The sequence below is a fragment of the Streptomyces sp. P17 genome (assembly GCF_032436805.1).
Lineage (GTDB): Bacteria > Actinomycetota > Actinomycetes > Streptomycetales > Streptomycetaceae > Streptomyces.
Map to the genome: position 1 here is coordinate 1 of NZ_JAVRBF010000973.1, position 264 is coordinate 264.

Annotated in this window: 1 protein-coding gene; it reads left to right on the forward strand. The window is 57.2% G+C overall.

Annotated elements, in window-relative coordinates; all coding sequences use genetic code 11:
* Nucleotides 1–237: GreA/GreB family elongation factor (locus tag RMT89_RS43620; RefSeq protein WP_315889300.1), on the forward strand; the 237-nt coding region annotated here is incomplete at its 5' end.
* Nucleotides 238–264 lie beyond the last annotated feature (27 nt).

Consider the following 264-nt stretch of genomic DNA (forward strand, 5'->3'; position numbering starts at 1 on the left):
CGCGGCTCCAAGTCCGACACGGTCGGCATGGGCGCAACCGTTTCGGTGCAGAAAATCGGCGGAGACGACAAGCACTCCTACACCATCGTGGGTGCGGAAGAGGCCGATATTTTGAACGGCAAAGTTTCCTACCACTCGCCGCTCGGCGGGGCACTGCTCGGTAAAAAGAAGGGGGATGAGTTTTCCTTCCACACGCCGCGCGGCACGCAGAAATACAAAATACTCAAAGTTGAATAGAAGAAACCCCGCCAGCTTGGCGGGGTT